Here is a 17,563-nt window from a genome sequence, read left to right on the forward strand (position 1 = left end):
ACTCGTCGGACGCTCGAAACGGAGGTCCCATGCCCGAGCAGTTCCGACCCACCCGCGGCTCCCTGCGATCCCGGGGCGCGGCGACGATCAGCAGCGTGACGCTGCGGCAGATCAGCGCGGTCCTACCGCCCGAGCGGGCGTGGGGACTGTGGGCCTCCCGGCAGATCATCGCCCGCATCATGGACACCTTCGGACCGTCGCTGGCCGGAACCGAGGTCGAGCACGTCGACGTCCGTCTCGCCGACGGCCGCCGTGTGGTCGGGGAATGGGTGCGCGGCGCCGGCGTGACCGACCGGCGGCAGGCGATCTACTACGTGCACGGCAGCGGGTACGCGTTGTGTTCCGCGCGGACCCACCGCAGGCTGACCGGCTGGCTGTCCCGGCTGACCGGACTGCCGGTGTTCTGCGTCGACTACCGCCTGGCCCCGAGATACCGCTTCCCCACCGCCGCCGACGACGTGCGGGCGGGCTGGGACTGGCTGCGCACCGAATGCGGGCTCGATCCGCACCACATGGTGATCGCCGGCGACTCTGCCGGCGGCCACCTGGCCGTCGACCTGCTGCTGCAGCCCGGCGTGGCCCACCCGGCGGCGATGGCCCTGCTCTCCCCGTTGTTCGACCTCACCTTCGGGCTGGCCCGGGCCCGGGAGGCACTGCGTGACGACCCGGCGATCCGCGCCTCGGATGCCGCCCGGCTCATCGGCTTGTACTGTGCCGGAACAGATCTGAACCATGGCCGGCTGACCCTCGACGTCGCCGGCGGCCGGCCGATGCCGCCGACGCTGATCCAGGCCGGCGGTGCGGAGATGCTGCAGGCCGATGCCCGCACCCTGCACAATGACATCCGCGCCGCCGGTGGCGACTGCGAACTGCAGATCTGGCCGGACCAGGTGCACGTCTTCCAGGCACTGCCACGGCTCACACCCGAGGCCGCCCCTGCTGTGCGCGAGATCACCGCCTTCATCGCAGCGGCATTGCGCGACAACACCATCCGCGTCGCCGGATGAGGCCGTCCGGAGGCTTGCGCCGCCGGAACCAGCACACTGTCGACACCGGTGCGGGCCACCGGACCGGCACCGCATACGCCCCCGAGCTCGCTGCCCGGGGCGGCCGGGTGGTCTGCAGCGGCATCGACGATGCTGCCGCGCAGGCCACCGCAACGGCCGTCGACACCCGCCCGGGACCGGCGACCCAGTATCGTCGACAGATGCGGAAAATCCGATCCGGCGACCACCCGGCAGTGGCGCGCGAGGTGCGCGTCGTTGCCCTGCGCCCGGGCTGAGCCGCAGATGTCCTCGGCCAGACCTCCCCGCCAGCCCGCCGGCGCCATCTCGACGATCCTCGCCGGGCTGCGCCGCGCTCCCCGGCAGATCCGGCGCAGCTCGCGAGATGTGGTCGAGAATGCTGTCACCCAGCTCTTCGACGCGGCCGTGCAACCGCACGGCGCCGCCGCATCCGGCGAATACCGCATCGAGGAGTTGGCGCAGCTTGCCGGAACCACGACCCGCAACATCCGGGTCTACCGCGACCGTGGCCTACTGCACCCGCCACTGCGGGTGGGCCGCATCGCCCTGTTCAACGACACCCACCTGACCCGGCTTCGGCTGATCACCTCCCTGCTGGACCGCGGCTACAACATCGCGCACGTGCACGAGATGCTCTCGGCCTGGGAACAGGGCAAGGGTGTCGGCGATCTGCTCGGACTGGAATCGGCGATCGCCGGCAGCTGGGCCACCGAGAAACCCGAACGGATGAGCGTCGCCGAGGCCAGACGCCTCGTCGGCGATGACGCCGGTTTCGAACGCATCGTGGGCCTCGGGGTGATCAAGCTGGAAGACGACGAAGCAATTGTCGTGCGGCCCAAGCTGATCGAGGCGTTCAACGAGATCCGCCAGTACGGTGTGGACCCGGACAAGCTGATCGGGTTGCACGAGCAGATCGCACCGCTGGTGGACCAGATCAGTGGGCTGTTGGTGCAGGCCGGGATCGAAGAGGTGCTGCACCGCATCAATCCGGGTGCGGCGCTGCCCCCGGACACCGAGATCGCCGAACTGCTCACCATGCTGGTGCGGTTCCGCACCCAGGCCGTCTCCGCGGTGTCGGCGACGCTCTCGTTCTCCATCGAGTCGACCATCGAGTCGGCGGTCGGTCAGATACTGGCCGACCTGATCGACAAAGAGGCCGAGAAGGACGCCGATTAGCTCAGCGAGCGATCATGGTGCCCGGGCGCGGCCGTATCAGGCGCGCAGTGCGGGCCCGATCGTGGTGTTCCAGGACTCCTGCATCTCGGATTCGAACAGACCCCAGGTGTGCGAGCCGTCGGGCCGCACCACATAGGTCACCGGAATGCCCGCCGCCGCAGCCTTGTCCGCGAACACCCGGGTGCTGTCGGCGACGATGCGCTCGATCAGACCGCCGGTGATGTTGGGGCCGAAGCCCGGTGGCAGCCGATCCACCTCGCCCACGTTCCCCGAACCGGAGGCGGCCACGTACACCGCCACGCCGGCGAGCTTGGACACGTTCAGCGACGGGTCGTGGGCGATCCACAGCGGACCACCGGCCGGCCCCCACATCGCATCGGCACTGGCCCCGCCGCCCATCAGGGTGATGCCGACCTGCTGCGGATGGGCAGCCGGGGTCAGCAGACCGCTGTAGGAGCCCACCGCCTGATAGACGCCGGGCGCCTGGATGGCGTAGTCGACGGCGGTGCCGCCGGTGCTGGACAGACCGCCGACGGCGTTACGGCCGCTGGTGTTGTACTCGGCATCGATCAGTGGTCGCAACTCGTCGATCATGTAGGTCTGGTACTGCTTGGCGGGGTCGGCGACCCAGTTGGTGAACCAGCTGAACTGGCCGCCCAACGGGGACACCACGTTGACGTTCTTGTCGGCGAAGAAGCCCTGGATATCGGCCATGCCGAACCAACTCTTGGTGCCCGGCGCCCAGAGTCCGCCCGGATCCAGGTTGTCCCCGCCGTCGATGCCGGGCAGCAGATAGAACGTCGGCGCGCCGCCGCCCGGAGCCTTGAAGACGTCGTTGACGATCACCTTGTTCATCGACGGCGAGAACACCGACACCTTGTCCCACCGGTCGTTGACGTGTTCGATCCCGGTGATGTGCGCGGCCTCGGCGCCGGCCGTCGGCGGGACGGCGAACAGGCCGAGGATGGTGGCGATGACGAAGGCAAGCGCGTATCCCCCGCGCGTCAGGCTGGTCATGCGCACAGTATTCAATCAAGATCAACAAGCGGCAGCCCGAATGCTGTCATCCGATCGGTTGATCTTGCGCCATCTGGACGGCGGACACCGACGCCGAGCCGGAGGAGCCGGCTATTCCCACTCGATGGTGCCCGGCGGCTTGCTCGTCACGTCGAGCACCACCCGGTTGACCTCGGGCACCTCGTTGGTGATCCGGGTCGAGATCCGTTCCAGGACCTCGTAGGGCACCCGGGTCCAGTCCGCGGTCATGGCGTCCTCGCTGGACACCGGACGCAGCACGATCGGATGCCCATAGGTGCGGCCGTCACCCTGCACGCCGACCGAGCGGACATCGGCCAGCAGCACGACCGGGCACTGCCAGATCTGCTGGTCCAGTCCCGCCGAGGTCAGCTCCTCGCGGGCGATGGCATCGGCGCGGCGCAACGTGTCCAGCCGTGAGGCGGTCACCTCGCCGACGATCCGGATCCCCAGACCGGGGCCCGGAAAGGGTTGGCGCCCAACGATGTCCTCGGGCAGGCCGAGCTCGCGACCGACCGCGCGCACCTCGTCCTTGAACAGCAGCCGCAGCGGCTCGACGAGCTTGAACTTCAGATCGTCGGGCAGTCCGCCGACGTTGTGGTGGCTCTTGATGTTGGCCGTACCCGCGCCCCCGCCGGATTCCACGACATCGGGGTACAGGGTGCCCTGCACCAGGAAATCCACCTCGCCGCCGGAGACGTCGACGGCGTCGCGCACCGCCCCCTCGAAGGCACGGATGAACTCACGGCCGATGATCTTGCGCTTGCCCTCGGGATTGGTCACCCCGCTCAGAGCCTCCAGGAAGCGGTCCGCGACGTCGACGGTCACCAGCTTGGCGCCGGTGGCGGCCACGAAATCGCGCTGCACCTGGGCGCGCTCACCGGAGCGCAGCAGCCCGTGATCGACGAACACACAGGTCAGCCGGTCACCGATGGCCCGTTGCACCAGCGCCGCGGCGACCGCGGAGTCCACCCCGCCGGACAGCCCGCAGATGGCCCGGCCGTCACCGATCTGTTCACGCACCGCCGAGATCAGCTGCTCGGCGATGTTGGCCGGCGTCCAGCCGGCGCCGATCCCGGCGAATTCGTGCAGGAACCGGCTGAGCACCTGCTGGCCGTGCGGGGAGTGCAGCACCTCGGGGTGGTACTGGACGCCGGCCAGCCGGCGGGCCCGGTTCTCGAACGCCGCCACCGGCGCACCGGCGCTGGCCGCGACGACGTCGAATCCGTCGGGCGCCTCGGTGACGGCATCGCCGTGGCTCATCCACACCGGCTGGATGCCCGGCAGATCCGAATGCAGCTCTCCGCCCGCAACTTTCAGCTCGGTGCGGCCATACTCGCTGGTACCGGTGTGGGCCACGGTGCCGCCGAGCGCCTGCGCCATCGCCTGGAAGCCGTAGCAGATGCCGAACACCGGCAGATCCAGGTCGAACAGGGCCGGGTCCAGCTTCGGCGCGCCGTCGGCGTAGACGCTGGCCGGTCCGCCGGAGAGCACGATGGCCTGCGGGTCGCGCGCCTTGATCTCCTCGACCGTCGTGGTGTGCGGGATGACCTCGGAGAACACCCGGGCCTCGCGGACGCGACGCGCGATCAGCTGGGCGTACTGAGCGCCGAAGTCGATGACGAGAACAGGGCGTGAGGCTGGTTCCACCTGCGACAGTCTAGTGGTCAGGTCCCGAAGAGCCGGTCCCCGGCGTCACCGAGGCCGGGGACGATATAGCCGTGTTCGTCGAGCTGGCGGTCCACCGCGGCGGCGTAGACCGGGATGTCGGGGTGCGCCCCGTGCAGCGCGGCGAGGCCTTCCGGGCAGGTGAGCAGGCAGACGAACTTGATGGAGCGCGGCTGGTGCTCCTTGAGCCGGTCGATCGCGGCGATCGCGGTGTGCCCGGTGGCCAGCATCGGATCCACCACCACCACATCACGTTCGTGCAGGTCGTTGGGGACCTTGAAGTAGTACTCCACCGCGACGTGGGTCTTGGGATCGCGGTAGAGCCCGATATGCCCGACGCGCGCACTGGGCACCAGGCTCAGCATGCCGTCGAGGATGCCGCCACCGGCCCGCAGGATCGAGATGAAGACCAGCTTCTTGCCGTCGATCACCTGCGCGGTCATGGTCTCCAGCGGCGTCTCGATCTCCTCGGCGTGCAACGGGATGTCGCGCAGCACCTCATAGGCCATCAGTGCCGACACCTCGCTGACCAGGCGCCGGAAGCTGTTGGTGGACACGTCTTTCTGGCGCAGCGTGTTCAGTTTGTGGGTGACCAGCGGATGGTCGATCACGGTGACCGCAGAGGGTGTGGTCAAGGGGCGTTCCTTTCGCAGTCGCAGTATCTAGAAGACGGTGCCGTCGCTGATCACCGTCAGCGGGGGCAACCCGCCGCGCAACCGCTGCGCCAGTACCCGACCGGCGGCCCAGGTGCCGCCCTCCAGCACGCAGGCCAACGGCAGCGCCTCGGCGTCGACCCCGAGCCGCGCCCGGACCAGGACGGCCAGTTCGTCGAGCAGCGCCACGGTCAGCGCCCGCCACTCGACGACGAGTTCGTCGGCCGGACTCCATTCGGCGGCCGACCAGCTGTCCGCACGCAGTGCCAACACTCCGGTGTCCAGCAGCAGCCCGCCGTTGCGGTATTCGGGCAGTCCGGTCAGCGCGTCGATACCGGTCACCTCGACCCCGGACCAGTCGAACGGTTCCAGCAGCGAGTAGGTCAACCACTGCGAGAGCTTGTGGAACGGCATCCAGCCGGCGGTCGCGCCGGGACCCGGTACCGCGCTGTGCCGCCAGCAGTCCCCCATCGGCTCGCCATCGACAACGTTGTCGGCCAACCAGATTCGCGACAACGAGGTCAACAGCACGGTCAGGATGTCGTGCGCGGCGACCGTCGGTGCCGCCGGATCGGTGACCAGCAGATCGTAGATGCCGCCCGGGCGACCCGGATCGCCGAACACGCCGGGCTGGTCGGCCAGCGCCGACCCGAGGCGGCGCAGCACGTCGGTGCGGCCCTCGAATCCGACCAGCGGATTACCCGGGCCCACCTGCATGGCCGCGGCGAGGCGTTCGGTGTCCAGATCGATCAGCCCCGCCGCGTCGGCCTGCAGCGGGCGGACGGGGTCCGAGGAGAAGACCCCGGCGGTGAACGCATGCCAACTGGCCACACCGAGCCCCTCGGATCGGCTGAACTCCAGGCCGGACCGCTCCTCCCGGTAGCGCCAGTCCGGACCGGCCCCCGCGTCGAGCAGCACGCTGACCACGGCCAGGTCGATCATGGCGCGGGCACGGGACGGGCCGTCGGCGCCGTCGAGGTCCAGGGTGCGATGCACCCCGCCGGCCTCGAAGTGCCGCCACCGGCTGTGGAACGGGATCGCCAGATCCGGGAAACGCTGCACCGTCAGGTCGGCGACCTCGGCGGCCGCGCCGGGCAACGCGTCGTCCCGCACGGTGAACCACGGCGAGTCACCGGCACGGGCCCGGGCCAGCAGGCCATTCGCCCGGTGCCGGATCTCGGCGGTGCTGCGCAGCGTCGCAGCGGGCTTCACGCCAATCCCCGACCGACCGTCTTCTTGAGGTCCTCGGCGTCGGGCACCGGGCCCGGGGTGAAGTAGCCGGCCGCCATCTTGGCGTCGATCTCGACACGGGCGTCCGCCGGGATCAGTTCATCGGGGATGTTGACCCGCTCCCCCACGCTGATCCCCGACCCGGTGATGGCGTCGTATTTCATATTGCTCATCGACACCAGCCGGTGGATCCGGGTGATGCCCAGCCAGTGCAACACATCGGGCATCAGTTCCTGGAATCGCATATCCTGCACGCCCGCAACACATTCGGTGCGGGCGAAATACTGGTCGGCGGTGTCCCCACCGACCTGGCGCTTGCGGGCGTTGTAGACCAGGAACTTGGTGACCTCGCCGAGGGCGCGGCCCTCCTTGCGGGAGTAGGCGACCAAGCCCACCCCGCCGCGCTGGGTACCGGCGATGCATTCCTCGATGGCGTGTGTCAGATAGGGCCGACAGGTGCAGATGTCGGATCCGAAGACGTCGGAGCCATTGCACTCGTCGTGCACCCGCGCGGTCAGTTCTACGGCGGGATCGGCCAGATCGCGCGGGTCGCCGAAGATGTAGACCGTCTGACCACCGATGGGCGGCAGGAAGACCTCGAGATCCCCGCGGGTGACCAGCTCGGGGTACATGCCGCCGGTCTCCTCGAACAACGCCCGGCGCAGCGCCGCCTCGTCACACCCGAACCGGGCGGCCACCCCCGGCAGATACCAGACCGGTTCCACGGCGACCTTGGTGACCACCGCCGCGCCCCCGGCGAGCAGGATCCGGCCGTCCGGTCGCAGGCGCCCCTTCTGCAGGGCCTCGGCGATCTCGGGCAGCATGACGTGCGCCTTGGTCACCGCGATGGTGGGCCGGATGTCGTGGTCGGCGGCCAGCTGGTCGGCGAACACGTCGGCCACCGCGGCCCCCCAGGGGTCCAGGCTGACGATGGCGTCGGGGTTCTGCCATTGCGGGTAGGGGCCGATGACATCGGTGGGTGCGGTGTTGGTCAGGTCGGCGCGGTGCTGCGGGGAGAGCGCACCGGCGGCCACCGCCAGCGCCCGGTACACCCCGTAGGACCCGCTGTGCGTGCCGATCACGTTGCGGTGCGCCCGGTTTCCCGTCGTCCCCACGATGGGCCCGCGTTCGGCGGGGGTGGGCGCGCCCCAGCGGATGGGCGGGGCCAGCGGACCCCCGCTGTGTGAGGTCAGCCGGATGTGGCGCGCGCCGGTGCGGTCGGTACCAGGTTCCACGTCGACTCCTCCTCGGCAGGCGTTGTCACCCGCATCGTATCAGCGCCGTCGCCACCCCACTGGACGAACGAATATCACAGTCCTACAACGCTATTCGACACAAACCGGGGGCAGGTGTCGTTTTCTGGACGAAAGGGTATAAGGCAGCGGCAGCCTGCAGTCACGCGCGAGAGGAGCCCCCGTGACGAACATCCAACCCAAGCCGACCACCACCGATGCCGGTATCCCGGTACCCAGTGACGAGCACTCCCTGACCATCGGGCCGGACGGCCCGATCCTGCTCCAGGACCACTACCTGATCGAGCAGATGGCGAACTTCAACCGGGAACGCATCCCGGAGCGCCAGCCGCACGCCAAGGGCGGCGGGGCATTCGGTCATTTCGAGGTGACCCATGACGTCAGCGTCTACACCAAGGCCGCGTTCCTGCAGCCGGGCGCCAAGACCGAGACCATCGCCCGGTTCTCCACCGTCGCCGGCGAGCGTGGCAGCCCGGACACCTGGCGCGACCCCCGCGGATTCGCGGTCAAGTTCTACACCCCCGACGGCAACTTCGACATGGTCGGCAACAACACCCCGGTGTTCTTCATCCGCGACCCGCTCAAGTTCCAGCACTTCATCCGCTCGCAGAAGCGTCGCGCCGCCAACAACCTGCGCGACCATGACATGCAGTGGGACTTCTGGACGCTGTCCCCAGAGTCGGCCCACCAGGTGACCTGGCTGATGGGTGACCGCGGGATCCCACGTACCTGGCGGCACATGAACGGCTACTCCAGCCACACCTACAGCTGGATCAATGCCGCCGGCAAGATCTTCTGGGTCAAGTACCACTTCAAGTCCGACCAGGGCATCGAGTTCTACACCCAGGACGAGGGCGACGAGATGGCAGGCAAGGACGGCGACGCCCACCAGCGCGACCTGTTCGACGCGATCGAGCGGGGCGACTTCCCGAGCTGGACGCTCAAGATGCAGATCATGCCGTTCGAGGACGCCAAGGACTACCGGTTCAATCCGTTCGACCTGACCAAGGTGTGGCCGCACGCCGACTATCCGCTGATCGACGTCGGCAAGCTGACCCTGAACCGCAATGTCACCGACTATCACGCCGAGATGGAGCAGGCCGCGTTCGAACCGAACAACGCGGTACCCGGCACCGGGCTGAGCCCGGACAAGATGCTGCTGGCCCGTGGCTTCTCCTACTCCGACGCACACCGCGCCCGGCTCGGGGTGAACTATCGCCAGATTCCGGTGAACACCCCCAAGACCGAGGTGCACAGCTACTCCAAGGACGGCGCGATGCGGATCACCAACGTCACCGATCCGGTGTATGCGCCCAACTCCTACGGCGGCCCGGCGGCCGACCCGGCCCGCACCGCGGAGCCGCTGTGGCACGCCGACGGGGACATGGTGCGTGCGGCCTACAGCCTGCACGCCGAGGACGACGACTGGGGTCAGGCCGGCACGCTGGTGCGCGATGTGCTCGACGACGCGGCGCGCGATCGGCTGGTGTCCAACATCGCCGGACACCTCTCCGACGGGGTGTCCGATCCGGTGCTGCAGCGCGCCTTCGAATACTGGCGCAATGTGGACAAGGACCTCGGCGACCGCATCGAGGCAGCCGTCAAGTAGCCGCTGACGGTGCGCTCAGATCGAGAAAACCGCGAGGTTCTCGATCTGAGCGCACCGTCGCTGCGTGGTTCTATGCAGAGGGCGTCAGCTTCGAGACCGGGGTGATGGGCAGCCGACGCAGCCCCGCGGGGGCCTCGACCGGCACCACCGGTTTGACCGGCTCGATCGGGTCCAGCCGACGGTAGGGCTCGCCCTGCGCCGGACGCAGATCGGCCTCACCCTTGTTCGGCCACAGCGCGGCGGCCCGCTCGGCCTGCGCGGTGATCGACAGCGACGGGTTCACGCCGAGGTTCGCCGAGATCGCGGCACCGTCGGTGACATAGAGCGTCGGGTAGTTGTAGACGCGGTGGTAGGGATCGATGACGCCGTGCTCGGGGCTGTCGCCGATCGCCGCGCCACCGAGGAAGTGCGCGGTGAGCGGGATGTTGAACAACTCGCCCCAGGTACCGCCGGCCACCCCGTCGATCTTCTCGGCGATGCGGCGGGTGACCTCGTTGCCCGCCGGGATCCAGCTCGGGTTGGGCAGGCCGTGGCCCTGCTTGCTGTCGAGCATGCGGTACCCGAACCAGGTCTTGCGGGTGAACGTCGTGATCGAGTTGTCCAGGTGCTGCATGACGAGCGCGATCATGGTGCGCTCACTCCAGCGTCGCGGATTGAGCAGTCGCAAGGTGCCCCGCCGGTCGTTGCGGGCGGTCTCCAGCAACTGTTTCCAGCGCGGCACGTCGGTGCCCTCGGGGCCGGTGCCGTCGGTCATCAGCGTCTGCAGCAGACCCATCGCGTTGGACCCCTTGCCGTACCGGCACGGCTCGACGTGGGTGTCGGCGGTCGGGTGGATCGACGAGGTGATGGCCACGCCCTGGGTCAGGTTGAGGTCGTCGCCGACGGTGAGCCGCCCGGCCCCCACGATCGACTCCGAGTTGGTGCGGGTCAGCACGCCCAGCCGGGGCGACAGCTTGTCCAGTTTTCCGTGGTCCCGCATCCGGAACAGCAGCTTCTGGGTGCCGTAGGTACCGGCCGCCAGGATCAGATGGTTGGCGGTGAACGTCTTCTTGCGGCGGCGCAGCTTGCCGCCGGTGCGCACGGTGTGCACCTCCCAGACGCCGTCGGGGCGCTGGGAGAACTCGCGCACCGAGGTCAGCGGGTGCACCTGCGCGCCGGCGCTCTCGGCCAGGCCGAGGTAGTTCTTCAGCAGCGTGTTCTTGGCGCCGTGCCGGCAGCCGGTCATGCATTCACCGCATTCGATACAACCGGTGCGCGATGGCCCGGCACCGCCGAAGTACGGGTCGGGCACGGTCTTACCCGGTGTCTTCTCGCCGTTCTCGCCGAAGAACACGCCGACCGGGGTCGGCACGAAGGTGTCCCCGACGCCCATGTCGTCGGCGACCTCCTTCATGATCCGGTCGGCGTCGGTGAACGTCGGATTGGTGACCACGCCGAGCATGCGCTTGGCCTGGTCGTAGTGCGGCAGCAACTCGGACTGCCAATCGGTGATGTCCCTCCACTGCGGGTCGTTGAAGAACGGCGCGGGCGGGACGTAGAGCGTGTTCGCGTAGTTCAGGGAGCCGCCGCCGACACCGGCGCCGGCCAGGATCATCACGTTGCGCAGCAGATGGATGCGCTGGATGCCGTACATGCCGAACTGCGGTGCCCACAGGAACTTGCGCAGGTTCCACGAGGTCTTGGCGAAGTCGGCGTCAGCAAACCGTCGACCGGCCTCAAGCACACCGACGCGGTACCCCTTCTCGGTGAGCCGCAGGGCGCTGACACTGCCGCCGAATCCTGAGCCGATGATCAGAACGTCGTAATCGGGCTGCATGACGCCATTATGGACCTACCGATGGGTAACTAGCTAGACAGGGAGCCCTAACTTGTAAAGGAAATGTCGTCGGCCCTGCCGCTCACAGCCCGTCCGCCAAATGGTGATAGACCGCGTTCCACCGCAACTCCCGCTGGAAACCGTACGGCTCGGTGCCCGCGCCGATGGTGACCAGTTCGGTTCCGAGGATCATCGACAGATCTCGCAGCGCCGACAGCGGTGCCGCGCTGGTCAGCACCGTGTGGTGCGGCCCGCCGGCCATCAGCCAGGCCTCGGTGGAGGTCGACCATGAGGGCTGCGGCTCCCACACCGCACAGGCCACCGGCAGGCTGCGCAGCGGGGCGGGCGGCTCGATGACCCGCACCTCGTTGGCGACCAGCCGGAATCGCCCGCCCAGATCGCAGATGCCCAGCACCACCGCGTCCCCGGGCGCCGCCGTGAACCGCATCCGGACCGGGTCTTCGCGGCCGCCGATGGCCAGTGGGTGCGCTTCCACGGTCGGGGTCTGTGCGGCGATGCTCGGACACACCTCGAGCATGTGGGCTCCCAGGATCGTCTCCGCGCCGCGGGTCAGGTCATAGGTGTAGTCCTCCATGAAGGACGTGCCACCGGGCAGTCCGCGCGACATCGTCTTGACGGCCCGGACCATGGCGGCGGTCTTCCAATCACCCTCGGCTCCGAAGCCGTAGCCGTCGGCCATCAGGCGTTGCACGGCGATCCCGGGCAGCTGGCGCAGCCCACCGAGATCCTCGAAGTTGGTCGTGAACGCACCGAAGCGCCCGTCTTCGAGGAATTGCCGCAGGCCGATCTCGATCCGCGCGGCCTCCCGCAGGGTGTCGTGCCGGGCGCCGCCGCGACACAGCTCGTCGGCGACCCGGTAGCGGTCCTGGTATTCCTCGACGAGCTTGTCGATGTCGGTGTCTGCCGCGGCCTCGACGGAGGCCACCAGATCGTTGATCGAGTAGGAGTTCACCGAGACGCCGAACCGCGACTCGGCCTCCACCTTGTCGCCCTCGGTGACCGCGACATCGCGCATGTTGTCCCCGAATCGGGCCAGTCGCAGACCACGCAGATCGGCTGCCGCCAGCGCCGCGCGCGCCCAGGACCCGATACGCGTCGTCGTCTCGGCGTTGTCCACGTGGCCGGCGATGGTGGCCCGGGACACCGCCAACCGGGTTTGGATGTAGCCGAACTCGCGGTCACCGTGCGCCGCCTGGTTCAAATTCATGAAGTCCATGTCAATGGTGTCCCAGGGGATCTCGACACCGAACTGGGTGTGGAAGTGTAGCAGCGGGCGGCGCAACGCGTTCAGGCCGCGGATCCACATCTTGGCCGGCGAGAACGTGTGCATCCAGGCGATGACGCCGATGCAGGTGTCGTCGGCGCTGGCGTCACTCAGTAACCGGTAGATCGAATCTGCTTCGGTGACCACGGGTTTCCACACCACTGCCGTCGGCAGGTCCGGGCTGGCGTCGAGCCGGTCGGCGATACTGCGCGACTGTTCGGCGACCTGGTCCAGGATTTCCTGGCCGTACAGCGACTGGCTGCCGGTGACGAACCAGATCTCTTGCGGTTGTGACATCAGTCTTCTTTCTGGCCGTAGACGTTCTGGTAGCGCTCGAACAGGGCGGTGACGGCCGCGCCCGGCAGCGCTTCGGGACTGCCGAGCTGACGGCTGATGAACGCGGTGCGGGCGACGTCCTCGAGCATGACGGCGGCCTTCACCGCCGCCAGGGCCGTCGGACCGATGGTGAACGGGCCGTGACTGCGCATCAGCACCGCCGCGGATCTGCTGCTGCGCAGTGTTTCCACGATGCCGCGGCCGATCGAGTCATCGCCGATCGGCGCGAACGGACCGACCGGGATGTCGCCGCCGAACTCGTCGGCGATCATGGTCAGCACACACGGGATCGGCTCCCCGGCCGCCGCCCAGGCGGTGGCGTACGTGGAGTGCGTGTGCACCACCCCGCCGACCTCGGGCATGTGCCGGTAGACATACGCGTGCGCGGCGGTATCCGAGGAGGGCGCGAGGTCCCCGTCGACGAGCTCGCCGTCCAACGTGCAGACCACCATGTGCTCGGGTTGCATTGCATCGTAGGAGATCCCGGAGGGTTTGATCACCATGAGATCCCGACCGGGCACCCGGGCCGAGACATTGCCTGCGGTCCAGATCACCAGCTGATAGCGGATCAGTTCGGTGTGCAGCTCGCACACCTGGCGTCGCAGATCGGTGATGATCTGCGAGACTTCCGATGTCACCGTCATCGGGCGACTCCCACCTTCTCGTCGTCGGCGGCCGCCGCACGCAGTGCGCGCAGCCGGCGCATCATCGGGTTGCCGCGGCCGAACCATTCGTGCAGCGCGACATATTCGGCATAGAGCGCGTCGTAGCGGGCCACGTTCTCGGCAATCGGCATGAACGCGTTGGCCGTTCGTCCACCCATCCGCGCCGAGGCGGTCGGGACGTCCGGATAGACGCCGGCGGCGGTGGCGGCATGGATGGCGGCGCCCAAGGCCGGCGCCTGCGCCGAGGTCACGCAGGACAGCGGCAGGCCGGTGACGTCGGCGTAGATCTGCATCAGTAGGTGGTTCTTCATGAGTCCACCGGCCACCACCAGTTCGTCGACCGGAACGCCTGCGCCGACGAATGTCTCGATGATCATCCGGGTCCCGAATGCGGTCGCCTCCAGCAGCGCCCGGTACTGGTCGACGCAGGTGGTCTCCAGTGTCTGCCCGACGATCACCCCGGACAGGTGATGATCGACGAGCACCGAGCGGTTACCGCTGTGCCAGTCCAGCGCGACCAGTCCGTGCCGGCCGATCTGCTGGCGGGCGGCCAGCGCGGAGAGGTGCTCGTGAACGGAGATGCCCTGTGCGGCGGCGGCGCGTACGAACTGCTCGGGCACGTTGTTCTCGATGAACCAGGCGAAGATGTCCCCCACGCCCGATTGGCCGGCCTCATAACCCCACAGCCCCATGGTGATTCCGCCGTCGACCACGCCACACATCCCGGGGACATGCCGCACCTCTCGACCGTTCATCACATGACATGTCGAGGTGCCCATGATGGCGACCAGACGGCCCGGTTCGGCGGCGTCGGCAGCCGCGACGGTGACGTGCGCGTCGATGTTGCCCACCGCCACCGCGATTCCGGCGGGCAGCCCCGTCCAGGCGGCGGCCTGGGCCGTCAGCGTGCCGGCAGCGGCACCGAGGGCCGCGATGGGTTGCTCGATCTTGTCGGCGACGAAATCGGCGAAGGCCGGATCCAGAGCCGCCAGGAACTCACGCGTCGGGTAGGCGCCGTCCTGTCGGATCGCCTTGTAGCCGGCCGTGCTGACGTTGCGCACGTAACGGCCGGTGAGCTGCCAGACGATCCAGTCGGCCCCCTCCACGAAGGCGTCGATCGCCGCATAGATCTCGGGATCCTCGTCCAGGATCTGCAGCCCCTTGGCTAATTCCCATTCGCTGGAGATGAATCCGCCGTACCGGGGCAGCCAGGCCTCGGCCCGCTCGGCGGCCAGCGCATTGATGCGGTCGGCCTGTGGCTGGGCGGCGTGATGGCGCCACAGCTTCGCATAGGCGTGCGGGCGATCGGCGAATTCGGGCAATTGGCAGAGCGGTGTGCCGTCGCGGCGGGCCGCGACCATGGTGCACGCGGTGAAATCCGTACCGACGCCGATGACGTCGGCCGGGTCGATGCCCGCCGCGGCAACCGCCTCGGGCACCGCGTACCGCAGCACGTCCACATAGTCCTCGGGTACCTGCAGGGCGTAGTCGGGCGGAAGACGTACCCCGCGCTGCCCGGGCAACTCCTCGGTCAGCACCCCGTGCCGGTAGGCATGCTCGGCGGCCGCGAGTTCCCGCCCGTCGGCGACCCGGACCACCAATGCCCTGCCGGACAAGGTGCCGAAGTCGATGCCGACCACATACTTGTGCGCGCTCGATGGCGCCGCCCCGCGCGGTGTGTCCTGACTCACAAGCAAAATGTTAACGTGAACATTGGGCGGCGGTCAACACGCCCCTGCCTGCGAAACCCACTGGTAAAACCGGTCTGAGGTGTTGACCGCGGCATTTAGTGATCGTTAACATACTCGAATGATGGACTGGCCGGCGTCGTCGGCACCAACAAGGATCGACGCGCACACCGTTGCGCGTGTCCCGGCACCGGCGGACCGATGACCGGCGGCAATAATGGAGCCGTGAGCCGCAAGCCCGTCATGTCCGACGTCGCCCGACTGGCCGGGGTGTCACACCAGACGGTGTCGCGGGTCATCAACGGTGCGGGCAGCATCCGTCCGGAAACTCGGGCGCGGGTGGAACATGCGATCGCTCAGCTCGGATACCGCCCGAACAGCGCCGCACGGGCGTTGGTCACCAGCCGGTCCGGCATCATCGGCATCATCGGTTCCAGCACGGCGCAATACGGCCCGTCCAGCATTCAGCGCTCGGTCGAGGAGTCCGCCCGCCAGGCCGGCTTCTTCTCCAGCTCGGTGACGCTGGCCGCGGTGACCCGGCAGGAGATCCGCGGTGCGCTCGACCACCTCTCGCGACTTGCCGTGGAGGCCGTCGTGATGATCGCCGCACAACAGGATGCCCTCAATGTGGTCTACGGCGAGGATTTCGGTGTGCCGGTGATCGTCGTGGAGGGTGACCTCAGCGGGTCGGGAACATCGGTCGGCGTCGACCAGGTGGCGGCGGCCCGGCTGGCCACCCAGCACCTGATCGATCTCGGCCACCGCGACATCGCCCATGTCAGTGGACCGGACGGCTGGCCGGAGGCGCACGGCCGCACCCGCGGATACCTCGACGCCATGCTGGCCGCCCGGCTGTCACCCCGCCCGGAGTGGAAAGGCGACTGGAGCGCCGCACGGGGCTATGCGCTCGGCCGCGACGTCGCCGCGGACCGCACGATCACCGCCGTGTTCGCCGCGAACGACCACACCGCGATCGGGGTGCTGCACGCCTTGGCCGAGGCGGGACGCCGGGTGCCCCAGGATGTCAGCATCGTCGGGTTCGACGATATCCCCGAGGCCCCCTATCTGATTCCGGCGTTGACCACCATCCGGCAGGACTTCGCCGCGGTCGGCCACGAGGCCATCGCCATGGTGAAAGCCCAACTGTCCGGCGAACAGTGCTCCAGCGAACTGCTGCCATCGGATCTGATCGTGCGGGACAGCACCGCAGCGCCCGCGTGAGCGCACACGGGACGGAGTATGCGCTGCACTCCGGTTCGACACATGCGGTGATCACCGCCGTCGGGGCGGGCCTTCGGCAACTGTCCGTTGCCGGGGTGTCGTTGACCCCGGGGTTCCGGTCAGATGTGTTGCGGCCCTACTACTCCGGTATCGTCCTGATGCCGTGGACCAATCGGGTCCGCGACGGGGTGTGGACCTACCGGGGTCGGCAACAGCAGCTCGCGGTGACCGAACCCGAGCGGGGTAATGCCCTGCACGGGTTGTTGTGCTTCACCCCGTACCGACCACTGGAGCACACCCCCGCGGCGGTGACGCTGGCTGCCGAGGTCTATCCGCAGCACGGCTATCCGTTCCGGTTGGATACCCGGGTGCGCTATACGGTTGCCGACGACGCCCTGCACGTCACCCACACGGTGATCAATGCCGGGAACGCCGCTGCGCCGGTCGGATTCGGTGCGCACCCGTTCCTGTGCCTCGGCGACGTCCCGACCGGCGAGCTGACCCTGTCGGTGGCCGCCGACACGCACATCGACGTCGACGAGCGCCTGATCCCGGTGGGGACCAGCGATGTCCGGGACAGCCGGTGGGATCTGCGTACCGGGCGCCGGGTCGCCGATCTGGATCTCGACGATTCATTCACCGACCTGCACATCGTCGACGGTGGGAGTACCCACCGCCTGCGCGCACCGGACGGACGCACCGTATCGCTGTGGGCCGATGAGCAATTCGGGTATGTGCACGTGTTCATCACACGGTCGTACCGGACGCAGGCCGGCATGACGACGGCGGTCGCCATCGAGCCGATGACCGCGCCCGCCGATGCCTTCAACAGCGGCGCGGGCGTGCGCTGGGTGGAACCCGGTTCGGCGTGGTCGGCGTCGTGGATGATCCGCTACGGCTGAG

14 protein-coding genes are annotated in these 17,563 nt (G+C 68.5%); 5 read left to right on the top strand and 9 right to left on the bottom strand.

Going from position 1 to position 17,563, the window contains the following annotated elements; genetic code table 11:
* The first annotated feature begins 29 nt into the window (after positions 1-29).
* Positions 30-1,007, top strand: a complete 978-nt coding sequence (locus BST17_RS14280; protein WP_083059126.1) for an alpha/beta hydrolase — start codon at positions 30-32, stop codon at positions 1,005-1,007.
* Positions 1,008-1,289: 282 nt separating this feature from the next.
* Complete coding sequence (locus BST17_RS14290) at positions 1,290-2,201, top strand: MerR family transcriptional regulator (RefSeq protein ID WP_083059130.1); 912 nt, start codon at positions 1,290-1,292, stop codon at positions 2,199-2,201.
* Positions 2,202-2,237: 36 nt separating this feature from the next.
* Here BST17_RS14290 and BST17_RS14295 read toward each other — a convergent pair whose 3' ends face one another.
* From BST17_RS14295 to BST17_RS14315, 5 genes are all read right to left on the bottom strand, one after another.
* The gene (locus BST17_RS14295; protein ID WP_083059132.1) at positions 2,238-3,218 is read right to left on the bottom strand and encodes an alpha/beta hydrolase; all 981 of its coding nucleotides are present in this window, start codon (positions 3,216-3,218) and stop codon (positions 2,238-2,240) included.
* Between the two features lie 111 nt (positions 3,219-3,329).
* On the bottom strand, positions 3,330-4,886 hold the full coding sequence (gene guaA / locus BST17_RS14300) for a glutamine-hydrolyzing GMP synthase (protein WP_083059134.1): 1,557 nt from the start codon (positions 4,884-4,886) through the stop codon (positions 3,330-3,332).
* A gap of 17 nt (positions 4,887-4,903) precedes the next feature.
* The gene (gene upp / locus BST17_RS14305; protein ID WP_083059136.1) at positions 4,904-5,539 is read right to left on the bottom strand and encodes a uracil phosphoribosyltransferase; all 636 of its coding nucleotides are present in this window, start codon (positions 5,537-5,539) and stop codon (positions 4,904-4,906) included.
* A 27-nt stretch (positions 5,540-5,566) separates the two neighbouring features.
* Complete coding sequence (locus BST17_RS14310) at positions 5,567-6,769, bottom strand: URC4/urg3 family protein (RefSeq protein WP_083059138.1); 1,203 nt, start codon at positions 6,767-6,769, stop codon at positions 5,567-5,569.
* On the bottom strand, positions 6,766-8,022 hold the full coding sequence (locus BST17_RS14315) for a GTP cyclohydrolase II (protein WP_083059140.1): 1,257 nt from the start codon (positions 8,020-8,022) through the stop codon (positions 6,766-6,768). Before BST17_RS14315 ends, BST17_RS14310 begins: the two co-directional genes overlap by 4 nt.
* A gap of 181 nt (positions 8,023-8,203) precedes the next feature.
* On the opposite strand from BST17_RS14315, the gene BST17_RS14320 reads away from it, so the two are divergent.
* A complete protein-coding gene (locus tag BST17_RS14320; RefSeq protein ID WP_083059142.1) occupies positions 8,204-9,649 on the top strand; it encodes a catalase in 1,446 nt (481 codons plus the stop codon).
* Between the two features lie 70 nt (positions 9,650-9,719).
* Here BST17_RS14320 and BST17_RS14325 read toward each other — a convergent pair whose 3' ends face one another.
* The 4 genes from BST17_RS14325 to araB form a co-directional block, all read right to left on the bottom strand.
* Positions 9,720-11,465, bottom strand: a complete 1,746-nt coding sequence (locus tag BST17_RS14325; RefSeq protein WP_083059144.1) for a GMC oxidoreductase — start codon at positions 11,463-11,465, stop codon at positions 9,720-9,722.
* Positions 11,466-11,547: 82 nt separating this feature from the next.
* Positions 11,548-13,047: an L-arabinose isomerase gene (araA, locus tag BST17_RS14330; RefSeq protein ID WP_083059145.1), complete on the bottom strand. Its 1,500-nt coding sequence runs from the start codon at positions 13,045-13,047 to the stop codon at positions 11,548-11,550.
* Positions 13,047-13,730, bottom strand: a complete 684-nt coding sequence (locus BST17_RS14335) for an L-ribulose-5-phosphate 4-epimerase (protein WP_083059147.1) — start codon at positions 13,728-13,730, stop codon at positions 13,047-13,049. Before BST17_RS14335 ends, araA begins: the two co-directional genes overlap by 1 nt.
* On the bottom strand, positions 13,727-15,442 hold the full coding sequence (gene araB / locus BST17_RS14340) for a ribulokinase (RefSeq protein ID WP_083059149.1): 1,716 nt from the start codon (positions 15,440-15,442) through the stop codon (positions 13,727-13,729). The genes BST17_RS14335 and araB overlap by 4 nt, the downstream gene beginning before the upstream one ends.
* Positions 15,443-15,664: 222 nt before the next feature.
* Here araB and BST17_RS14345 point away from each other — a divergent pair, with 222 nt between their 5' ends.
* Both BST17_RS14345 and BST17_RS14350 read left to right on the top strand, forming a co-directional pair.
* Entirely contained in the window at positions 15,665-16,660 is a 996-nt protein-coding gene (locus BST17_RS14345; RefSeq protein WP_083059151.1) for a LacI family DNA-binding transcriptional regulator, read from the top strand.
* A complete protein-coding gene (locus BST17_RS14350) occupies positions 16,657-17,562 on the top strand; it encodes an aldose 1-epimerase family protein (RefSeq protein WP_083059153.1) in 906 nt (301 codons plus the stop codon). Before BST17_RS14345 ends, BST17_RS14350 begins: the two co-directional genes overlap by 4 nt.
* The last annotated feature ends 1 nt before the right edge of the window (position 17,563 follow it).

It is taken from the genome of Mycolicibacterium bacteremicum (assembly GCF_002086115.1).
GTDB classification, from domain to species: Bacteria; Actinomycetota; Actinomycetes; order Mycobacteriales; family Mycobacteriaceae; genus Mycobacterium; species Mycobacterium bacteremicum.